The following is a 10,511-nucleotide window of genomic DNA, read 5'->3' as shown; positions in this document are numbered from 1 at the left end:
TCGATTCCGGCGCGATTCTCGATTTCGTCGATCCGGCGGATGTCACCTGCGGCTTCGTCGAGATTCCGACGCTCGATACGGCAGGCGCGCTGCTCCTCGGCGGTCTGCTCTTCGCCAGCGCGCTCGTCCTGCTGCGGCGGCACCGCAGTCTCCGCTGAGGTCGGTGCAACCGGCCGGCCAGCGCCGCACCTGGCGTCGCCCGCACGCGGCGCGTCGCATGCAGGTCCGCGCAGACCTTCGACTCTGAGCCCGCAGTCCGGTTCGATGGTGCCGACTCGCCGCGAAGAGGAGATCGAACGTCGTCTCGAGGAGATCCTCGAGCGCTATCGCCCCCTCCTGCGCGCGGCGATTTCGCGCGCCTGCCCGCCCGATCTCGGCATCGCCATCGACGACGTCGAGCAGGAGGCTCGTCTGCGGATCTGGCGCGCCCTGCGCGAAGCAACAGAAATCCGCCATCCTGCGTCTTACCTCTACAAGGTGGCAGCGAGCGCGACGCTCGACGCGGTGCGCCGCGCCACCACTCTGCGTGCCTCCCGGCGCAGCGAGGTGGCGGTGGAGATGCTCGAAGAGACGGAAGGTCCAGTCGAACGGGCGGCGGCGATCGCCCCCGACCGGCTGGCCGAACAGCGACAACTGCTGGAGCGCGCCCGCCGCGAGCTCGGGGCCCTCGAGCCCGATCGTCGGCGGGCCGTCGGGCTTCACCTGCAGGGTTTTACGCCGGGCGAGATCGCCCCGCTGCTCGGCTGGAGCGAGCCCAAGGCGCGGAGCCTCGTCTATCGGGGGCTCGCGGAGCTGCGCGCGCGACTGGCTGAGCTCGCTGCGGTGGAAGAGAGGGAGACATGAAGAGCCTCGAAGAGCTGTGGGCCGATCCGGCACTGCGCCCCGAGATCGACCGGGCCGGCTGTCCGTCCGCGGAGCTCCTCGCGGAGCTCGCGAGCGGAGCCGCGGCGCAGGCCGAGCGCGAACGGCTGGTGGACCACCTCGTGGAGTGCGCCGACTGCGCTGCCGACCTGCGGGCGCTGCAGGCGCTCGCTCCCTGGGCGCTCGCCGCGGAAGAACGCCTCGGCGAAGTCGCCCCGGTCCGGCACACGCGCGGTCGCTCGCCCCGGGGATGGGCGGCTGCAGCGGCGCTCTTCGCCGCCGCCGGGCTCGGATGGCTGGTCGGAAGCGGCTACAGCGCGGGCGGTTCGCGGGCGCCGGCAGGCCTCGCCGCCAACCCGGCGATCGTCGACCTCCTGCCGGAAGGCGCCTTGCGTGCGTCGACACCGCAGGATCGCCAACGTCTGGAGCTTCCCGCGCCCGGCGGGGCGCCAGCCGTTCTGGTGCTGCACCTCGACCGGCCCGCCGCCGAGGCACGATACAGCGTGGATTTCGTTCGCGCCGGCACGACCGCCGCGCGTCTCGAGGGTCTCGTGGCGGGACCTTTCGGCACCCTCACCATGATGCTCACCGGAGAGGGTCTGCCGCCGGGCGACTACGACCTCGTCTTGCGCTCGGCGCCGGCCGGCGATCCGAGCGGGACCGCGCGCTACCTGGTTCATCTCGCGCATGGCGACTGAAGTGCGCTGGCGTCGCCAGCGCCCTTTCCTGTCGGCCCTCGTGCTGGCGTTCGCAGCAGCAGCGTTGGCGACGATGCCGTTGTCGGCGGCTGAAGAGCCGCGCGTCGAAGCCCGCGCCGCAGCCGAGAGCGCGCGCGCTGCGATGGCTGTGAGCGGGCGCTCCAGCTGGCTTGCGGCGCGCGCCGACCTCGAGCGGGCGCGCGAGCTCTGGCGCGCGATCGGCGATCCGGTCGAGATCGCCCGAGCCGAGCTGGCGCTCGCCGATCTCGCCGGCGGGCTCGGCGAGCACGAGGCTGCCCTCGCCGGCTACGACCGCGCCCTCGAGCAGGCTCGGGCGGCTTCGGACGCCTGCACCGCAGGCTGGGCGGCGAGCGGACGGGGACATGTCCTGTGGGCGCATGGCGATGCCGAACGGGCCGAGGTCGCCGAGCGGGCCGCCCAGAAGGAGGCGAGCGCCTGCAGCGATCCCGAGCTCGGAATCGCCATACGCTTGCGGCTCGCCCTCATCGCCGGCTCTCGAGGTCGGCTGAGCGAGGCACTCGAGCTCTACGAGAGTCTCGAGCGCGAGCTCGTCGCCTCGGGCGACAAGGGACTCCCCGGTCGCGCCCTCGCCGCCTACGGCGCCGGGGACGTTCTGCTCCAACTCGGCAGGACGACCGACGGGCGGCCACATCTCGCGCTCGCCGTCGAGCTCGCGCACGCCAGCGGGCAGCTCGCGCACGAGGCGAGGTGCCGGGCGCGTCTCGGCGAGGCAGAACGGTTGCTTGGCGACTTCGCCGCCGCCAAGGCGCAGCTCACGACGGCGCTCGAGCTCTGGCGCCGGCACGGCGACGGTGAAGGCCGTGCCTACGTCCTCATCGCCCTTGCGCGTCTCGACCGGGAGGAGAACCAATGGGCCGACGCCCAGCGCAAGCTCGAGGAGGCGTTGGATCTGCTCGAGGTGGTGCGCCGGAGCGTCGTCAGCCCCGAGCTGCGCGCCGCCTTTCTCGCCCGGACGCACACTCCCTACCGCGAGCTCGTCGACCTGCTGCTCGAACGCGACCGCTTCCAGCCCGGTGCCGGATTCGACCGTGCGGCGTTTCGCGCCGCCGAGCGGGCGCGGATGCGGGCGCTCCTCGACCTGCTCGCCGAGCCGACTGCGGAGGGTTTCGAGCGCGGCGATGCGGCGCTCGTCGCCGCCGACGAGGTGCAGCGAACGGTGCTCGCCGCCGACGACCTGATGCTGTCCTTCTTCTTCGCCGCCGATCGGGTCGCGCTCTTCGTCGTCGAACGTGACCGCTTCCGCGCCGTCACGCTCGACGCCTCCGTCCACGAGCTCGAAGCGGTCGCGCGCGCCTGCGCCGAGACGTTTGCGCGCAGCTACGAGCGCCTCGCCGGTCGAGCCGCCGAGGCCTGCGCCCACGAGCTCGGCGAAGCGCTCCTCGGGCCGGTGCCGGAGCTCGCCGGGCATCTGCGACTGCTCGTCCTCGCCGACGGCGAGCTCGCGCATCTTCCCTTCGCCGCTCTGGTCGCGCCGGTGGAGGGGGATGCGCCGCTGGTCGAGCGCCACGAAGTCGTTCTGGTTCCATCAGCCTCGGCCATCGTCGCCCAGCGTGCGCGCCGCCGGCAGCCAAGGGCCTACGCCCGCGAGCTGCTGCTGGTGGCGGATCCGGTCTATTCCTCCGTCGATGCCCGTCTGGAGCCACCGGCGCGGCGGCGCGCCGAACTCATCGCGGGGTCCGCCGGCGAGCAGCCGCTCGCTCGTCTGCCGGGGACCGCTGCGGAGGTCGCACGCATCCAGGCGCTCGCTCGCGGGCGCAGCGTGGAGCTCGCGGTGGGCTTCGCTGCGACACGGGAGTGGGCCCTGAGCGGCGCGCTCTCCGGCGCGCGCTACCTGCACTTCGCCAGCCATGCCCTGGCCGATGCCGCCCACCCGGAGAGCGCCGGGCTGGCGCTTTCGGCGCTCGATCGTGAGGGCAACGCGATCGAGAGCCTCCTGCGCCTCGAGGACCTCAGGCGTCTGCGCCTCGACGCCGACCTGGTGGTGCTCTCGGCCTGTTCGACACGGGGTGGCCGAACGCTTGCGGGAGAGGGGCCGCAAAGCCTCTCGCGGGGTTTCATCGATGCCGGTGCGGCGCGCGTCGTCGGCACGCTCTGGCCGGTCCGCGACGAGGCAGCGACGGTGCTCATCGAGAGCTTCTACCGCCACCTGCTGACGGAGCGCCGCTCGCCAGCGGCAGCACTGCGCTCGGCGCAGCGCGAGCTGCGCGCCCAGGCGCGTTTCGCGGCGCCGCACGACTGGGCCGGATTCGTTCTCGAGGGCGACTGGCGCTGAGCTCTCGTCGCGGCAGTTCCCGGCGCGTGCAACGGATCTAGTCCGCTTCGCGTCTCATGAGCGGGAGGTTGTCGCTCATGAGAGAAGTCTCCGCACGATGGGCCGTGGCCGTGCTCGCCGCAACGCTGTGGATCCCCGCGGCGCCGGCAGCGGCGCAGACCCCGGCGTCGCCGTTGGGCACCAATCTGTCGCTGCTGCGCGAATGGACCGGCGAGTGGCCGTTCGTCGACGCCTTCAAACACTCGCGCCCCTGGCTCGCGGGCGAGCGGTTCGGCTGCTGGGACTGCGCCGGCCCACTCGATCTCGACGAGCAGGGCTGGGTCCGCTCGCTCGACACGACGCGCCCCAACGGCGGACAGGTTGCCAATACCCTGCTCTTCAACGACGCCCTGGGACGCTACCCCTCCGGCCGCTACATCGTTCTCTACAGCGGCAGCGGCACGCTCGAATACGGCGGCTCCGCAACCCGCGACGCCGCCGCTTCGACGCCGGGGCGCGACGTCGTCGAAGTCGACGCGACCCTCGGCAACTTCGTCCTCCGGCTGGTCGCCACCGAGGTGGCGAACCCGTTGCGCGACATCCGTGTGCTGATGCCGGGCGGCGCCTGCGCCGGCGATCTCTTTGCCGCTTGCCGGGTCGATGGCGAATGCGGTGGCGCGGCATGTGTGCCGTTCGAAGACACCTACGCGACGCAGCCGTTCCACCCCACCTTCCTCGCCAACCTGCGGCCCTACCGGCTGGTGCGCTTCAACAACTGGATGGATGTCGACGGGTCGACCGTCCAGGAGCTCACCGAATGGCCCGGGCCCGACGCCGCGCGCTATTGGGGAAAGGTGCCGGCCGAGCTGCTCGCCGAGCTCGCCAACCGGCTCGATGCCGATGCCTGGATCTCGCTGCCGGTGCGTGCGAGCGACGACTTCGCCAGCGGCTTCGTCTGCCGCCTGCGGGCACGGCTCGAGCCGGGACGCAAGGTCTGGCTCGAGTACGGCAACGAGGTCTGGAACGGCTCCCATCCATTCTCGATGGGGACGCTGTGGACGGCCGAGCGCGGTTGCGAGCGCTTCGCCGATCTCGCTGCCGGCTGTGATCAGGATGCCACGCCGGGCAACGGGATCTACTGCGAGGGCTTCCCCTGGCCGACCGCGAACGCCAGCTGTCTGACCGCCTCGCGGCGCTACTTCAGCGAACGTTCGGTCGAGCTGTGGAATCTCGCGGCGGCTCGCCTCGGGCCGGGCTCGCCGCTGGTCCGGGTCATGGCGTCGCAGTCCGGCAACACCGGACACCATTCGGCGCTCCTCGGCTGGAACGGCGCGGCGGCAGAGGCGGACGTGCTCTCCGTGGCGCCCTACTTCGGCTTCGGCTACGGACTCGATGCTGCGGTCGGCGGCTGGACCCTGGACCAGCTCTTCGCCGACCTCGCGACCAGCGCGACGCGCGGGGTTCCACGCGCCATCGCCGCCATGGAAATCGACGCCGACTTCCTCGCCGCGAACTTCCCGGCCGTCGCCCTGGTGAGCTACGAAGGGGGTCAGCATCTCGAAGGCGTCGGGCCGAACGCCACCGACCCGGCCATGAATGCCCTGTTCGACGCCGCCAACCGCGACCCGCGGATGGGCACGCTCTATGCCCAGTATCTCGCCGCCTGGCCGACAGCCGGCGGCACGCTCTTCACCCACTTCAAGAACGTCTCGCAGTGGCGACCCGGCCGCGGTGGCGCCCTCGAGTATCAGGATCAACCGCACGCCGAGTCGCCGAAATACGGCGCCCTCATGGAGCACATCGAGCAGCATCCTTGCGCCTGGGAGGGATGCGCCACTCCTGCGCCGGAGATTTTCGGCGACGGTTTCGATTGCGGAGATCTGGCGCGCTGGCAGGCGAGCGCGCCCTGAGGCGCCGAGTCCTGCAACGGATTCGAGGCGCTTCGCGTCTAGCGAACGGACATCGATCTCCGGAGGACTCATGCCGACCGTCGCCCGCCTTTTCGCAGCTCTCGGTTTCGCCGTGCTCCTGACTGCAGATACGGCGAGCGCCGTTCCCTACCTGCTCGCCACGCGACCCTCTGCGGGAGCAGTGGTCGCGCTCGATCTCGGCGGCCTGGAGGCGCCGAGGGAGCTCGCCGCGGGCGAGCTGCCCGCCGGAGTCGCGAGCGAAGCTGCGTCCGGCAGCTTCGCGGTCGCCGACGCCCTGGGCAACCGTCTGTTCGTCACTCGCGCAGGTACGGTGGCGCAGTGGGGCACCGCCGCCGGCCCGGCCGGAGTCGCTTTCTGCGCCGGAGGGGCCCTGCTCGCCTCCGTCGCCACCGGCGATGGCCTGCTGGAGCTCTTCGATGTGGAGACGGCCACTCGCCGGGCGACGGTGGCGGTCGGCGCGCAGCCGCTCGCTCTGGTCTGCGATGGTGAGCGTGCCGTCGTCGTCGGCTTCGGCGACGACCGGGTGTGGCTGGTCGATCTCGCGACCTATCTCGCGCAGCCGGTCGCCGTCGGAGCGTTCCCGGCGGGTGTCGCCCTCGCCGCCGGTCGGGCCTGGATCGCCAATCTCGGCGACGACACCGTCTCGGTCGTCGACCTCGCTTCGGCCACGGTCGTGGCGACCCTGCCGGCCGGTAGCGCGCCGCGCGCCGTGGCGGCAGGGGGCGGTCGGGTCTACGTCGCCGACTGCAACACGCCGACGATCGCGGTCTTCGATGCCGTGAGCACGCTGCCGCTCGCCACCTGGACGCTCGCTGCCGGTCCGGCCTTCGATCTCGCGTGGTCGGCGCCCGACCGCCTCTACGCCTCGCATCCCGGTGCGGAGAGTGTCTCGATCCTCGACGCCGCGAGCGGTGCCTCCATCGGCGCGCTCGCGGCTCCTGCCGGCCTCACCGGGCTCGGCGGGGTCGTGACCACCCTCGGCGCGCCGGCGGTGGAAATCCCCACCTTGCACGAGAGTGGGCTCACGCTACTCGCTCTGGCGTTCGCCGGAATCGCCTGGCGGAGACTCGGGGCGAAGCGCCGGGCGACGCCGCTCCTCGCCTTGGCGCTGGCCATGGCCGGCCCGCCGCTCGCCGCCGGCACAGTGTCGTTCAGCGACTCGACCTTTGCCGACGCCGATTGGGAGGTTGCCAGCGCCGTGGTCGGCAACGGCGGCCACTCCGTCGCCATGTCGGCACTCGATGGAGACCCACCGCCGTCGCGCAGGATGAGCCACAACGTAGCCGCCAGCAGCGGCAGCCCGGAGGTCGTCGAGGTGCTGCATCGCTTCCTGGGCGGCAGCTACGATCCGGCGACCTCCGGCGCGATCGCGACGATCTCTGCCGCCTGGGACCGCGTGCTGTTCTCGGCCGACGGTGTGCCCGAGGTCGGCGAGTCGTTCGTGCTCTTTCAGGACGGGGTCGCCTATCGCGCCACCTCCGACAACTTCAGCCAGTCGAGCTGGACGCCGATCGAGCGCACCGCGCTGACCGCGGCCAGCTTCGCCGACGGCAACGGCCTCCATCCCGACTTCTCTGCAGGCGGCGCGGCGATCTCATTCGGCTATTCGCGGCGCACGGTGAGCGGCGGGACCTTCGCCGCCTTCGCCGCCCACGGCATCGACAATTTCCTGGTCGAAGTCGCGACCGGCGGCGCGGCGACGCTGCTGGCGATGGCCGACCGCCTCTACCTCGCGAGCGGCAGCGACGCCGTCGACCTCTGCGCGCTGCGCGAAGGGGATGGAGTCGGTCCGGTGACCGTCGAGTTGCGCGCCGGACTCGGGCTGGCGCCCGACGACGTGCTGCCGCTCGCCTGGGGCGACGGCGAGACCGGGCTGCGTTGCGCGGCCTATGCGCCCGGCGGCTCGAGCGGCGCGATCTTGCGCTATCGGGTGCAGCTCGCCAACCCGACGCCCAGCCCGGGCGCGACGATCGATTCGCTCCGCAGCCGGGCGCTGCTGCTCTACAGTTCCGACGCCGCGCTCGGCGGAGTCCTGGCGTTGCTCGGCCTGCTGCTCGCCGAGGTCGGCCCGGCGGCGCTCGGTCTGCTGACCTGCGCTGCGCTAGCCGTCGCCTGGCTGGCCGCGCGTCGCGCGAGCCACCAGCCGAATCCGGCGCCAGCCAGGGAGGCGTAGAGGTGCGCGTCGATGGCGACCCCCGTCGAGCCAGCGAACGCAAGGGCGAACGGACCGCGGAGGCGCTCGAGGGCGAGCTTCGCGGCCAGCCCGGCAACCAGCAAGACGCCGCCCGCGGCGCGGCGGCGAAGCAGCGCTGCGGCGCCGCCGCCGAGGACGGCGTGCACCAGCGCCGAGAGTCCGGCGAAGGCCTGAGTCTCCGGCGACAACCAGTGTACGGCGAGGCTCGCGCTCACGGCGCTCGCGCCCAGCAGAGCGGACCAGCGGCGGGCACTGAGCTCGCGTCCGACGAGCGCGAAGGCGAGCGCCAGCGCGGCGAGATCGAGCGTGAGGTGGCGTGCCTGAGCGTGCACCAGATGCGCGCTGAGCAGGCGGTAGAGCTCGCCGTTGGTCACCGCCGGCCGCAGGTAAGCCAGACGCCCGAGCGCGCGCGGTACGGCGAGGGTCGCGGTCGTCGCGGCCATCGCGACCATCACCCACAGAAGCCACCGGCGCACGGCGCGCAGGATGACACAACCGGCACTCCGGGATCGAGGTCGAGTATGCGACGAGTCGCCTCCTGTCTACGCATCCTGCTGTCGCTGTCGTTTCTGCTCTCGGCCGCCTGCACGAAGCAGAGCGACGTGGAGATTCACTGGACCTCGGCGCGCTTCAACGAGCGTCTTCGGGCCGACCTCGAGCCGTTGGTTCCGGCGGACCTCACGGCCGATCTCGAGCGCGGCTTCTTTCGCGACGGCAGCGACGGCGGCCTGGTGAGCCCGTTGTTTCCGCTCGCTGCCTCGCGGCCTGAGGGGCTCGGGCATCTCGTGCAGACCACCTGTCTGTTCGTCGGCGAAGAGCGCGACGCGGCGGGCGCGCCCGTCGCCGCCGACGAGCTGCGGATGTCCTGGGAGGTGGCGGCCGATATCGATCGCGGCTACGCACCCTTCGATGAGCTTTTCGCCGAGGGCCGCGAAGAGCTCGGGCTGTGCAGCTTTTCGAATCCGCAATCGCGCCTGCTCTTCGAGGATCCGTCGCGGCCGATTCGTGCGCAGGAGGCGAGCATCTGCGGCTGGGGAACCGACACCGGCGGGCTCTTTCGGGGGGCCCTGACACTCAATCCGAACGACTGGCCGAGCAACCGCAATCTACCCATCTACTGCGGCGTGCCGTTGGGCTACTACGACATCGCCGTCGACGCCTTCTCGCCCTCCACCCAGGACCGGGACGGGCGTTGCCCCTCTGGCGCCCCGCCCGCAACTTCGGTGCGGCTCGATGAGCGTCTGGCAGCCGGAGGGCCGGCGCTGCGCGGCGACCGCTTCGCGGCTTGCGCGTTACCCGCTGTCGGTGTCGTGCCCACGGCCGACACCACCTACCGGCTCTCTCTGCACGCCGACGCGCCCTTCGGCGGCAGCCGCCCCGAACGCTGGCTGCAGCCTTCGGTCCTGACGGTGCCGGGCCGCCGGGAGATCGTCCGCCCGCTCGCAGCACTCCCCTCCGGGCGATTCTCGTGGAGCACGAAGGTCGACCCGCAGTTCGGCGAGGGCCCGGTGCGCTGGGGGGAGAACTTCACACCGACGGTGCGTGTCGACGAGGTCGAGATCGTCTCGCGAGCTGCAGGGACAGGTGCCGGCGAGCGAGTCGAGCGCCCGGGCGCCGATCGCCTCGTGGTCACCATTCCGCAGGCGGGCGGAGCCGACGCCATCGTCACCTGCACGGGCCGTCTTCGCGGCGGTGCGTTCTCGTTCGCCATCGATCCGGCTAGCGGAAACTCCGACTGCGCTTTCGATGGTCCGGCTTGGCGCGCCCTGACGCCGACCTATGCGCTCGCGGTACTAGACCTGGATCCGGCGGTCACGCGCCCGATCCGTTGGGAGGCTAGCCTGCCGGGTCTCGCCGCGGGACGCGAGCTCTTCATCCGCTTCAAGCTCGTCGGCCGCTCGCGCCCGGCGGCGTTGAAGTCCACGGCGCTGCACTCGTTCGGCAGAATTCAGCTGGGCGATGGTGCGCAGGCGGAGCTGACGCTCGACAACGTCGGCGGCAGGCCGCTCGAAGTGCAGTCTGTCGCCTTCGATCCGGGCTCGCACGACCCGCAGGATTTCTCGTTTCTCGTCGCCGGAGATCCGGTAGCGGTGCCGTTGCCGGTGACAGCGCTGCCGGTTCCGGGCGGTGCGTCGTTGCGGTGGAGCCGCGACGCCGTCGATCAGGACTTTCTCCGCCTCGCCGAACAGGGCGAATCGGTCGTCGCAAGCTGGGGGGATCCGCGACGGGGTGCGGCGACCGAGCCGATCGGAATCTACGGCGAGAGCGGCAGCCTGGTCGGCGGCCTGCTGCTGCGCGACGATCGTGCGGCGCGTTTCGACCTCTCTCCGGCGGGCGAGGCGCGACCGTTCGCCATCGCCGCCACGGCGCGCCTGCAGGTGCCGTTTCTCTTGTCGCCAGGGGCGCGGGTAACGCTTGCCGTGCTGGCTCGGCCTCTCGCGGCCGGGCAGCGATCGGCGCGCATCGCCATCAAGGCGATCGACCCGACGCAGCCGTCGACGCCACTCTCGGTGGTCTCCTCGGTGAGCGTGGAG

General features: G+C 71.9%; 6 protein-coding genes and 1 pseudogene. 6 read left to right on the top strand and 1 reads right to left on the bottom strand.

Features of this window, described 5'->3' with window-relative positions; translation table 11 throughout:
- Window positions 1-264: 264 nt before the first annotated feature.
- The 5 genes from KBA23_RS13715 (at window position 265) to KBA23_RS13695 (ending at window position 7,956) form a co-directional block, all read left to right on the top strand.
- Window positions 265-843 carry an RNA polymerase sigma factor gene (locus KBA23_RS13715; RefSeq protein ID WP_290741862.1) on the top strand — a complete coding sequence of 193 codons (579 nt, stop codon included), beginning with the start codon at window positions 265-267 and terminating at the stop codon, window positions 841-843.
- On the top strand, window positions 840-1,559 hold the full coding sequence (locus KBA23_RS13710; RefSeq protein ID WP_290741860.1) for a hypothetical protein: 720 nt from the start codon (window positions 840-842) through the stop codon (window positions 1,557-1,559). Before KBA23_RS13715 ends, KBA23_RS13710 begins: the two co-directional genes overlap by 4 nt.
- Before the next feature lie 148 nt (window positions 1,560-1,707).
- Window positions 1,708-3,873, top strand: a complete 2,166-nt coding sequence (locus KBA23_RS13705) for a CHAT domain-containing protein (protein WP_290741858.1) — start codon at window positions 1,708-1,710, stop codon at window positions 3,871-3,873.
- 104 nt (window positions 3,874-3,977) lie between these two features.
- A complete protein-coding gene (locus KBA23_RS13700) occupies window positions 3,978-5,762 on the top strand; it encodes a hypothetical protein (RefSeq protein WP_290741856.1) in 1,785 nt (594 codons plus the stop codon).
- A 70-nt stretch (window positions 5,763-5,832) separates the two neighbouring features.
- Window positions 5,833-7,956: a YncE family protein gene (locus KBA23_RS13695; protein ID WP_290741854.1), complete on the top strand. Its 2,124-nt coding sequence runs from the start codon at window positions 5,833-5,835 to the stop codon at window positions 7,954-7,956.
- A gap of 11 nt (window positions 7,957-7,967) precedes the next feature.
- On the opposite strand, the pseudogene rrtA reads toward KBA23_RS13695, so the two are convergent.
- Window positions 7,968-8,420: pseudogene (gene rrtA, locus KBA23_RS16875) on the bottom strand (rhombosortase); the annotation flags it as partial.
- A gap of 78 nt (window positions 8,421-8,498) precedes the next feature.
- On the opposite strand from rrtA, the gene KBA23_RS13690 reads away from it, so the two are divergent.
- The coding region (locus KBA23_RS13690) for a hypothetical protein (RefSeq protein WP_366935320.1) at window positions 8,499-10,511 on the top strand (2,013 nt) is incomplete at its 3' end.

Origin of the sequence: Amaricoccus sp. (assembly GCF_017995835.1) — a bacterium.
In the GTDB taxonomy this organism is placed as follows: domain Bacteria; phylum Pseudomonadota; class Alphaproteobacteria; order Rhodobacterales; family Rhodobacteraceae; genus Amaricoccus.
This window is presented reverse-complemented; position numbering and strand designations above follow the sequence as displayed.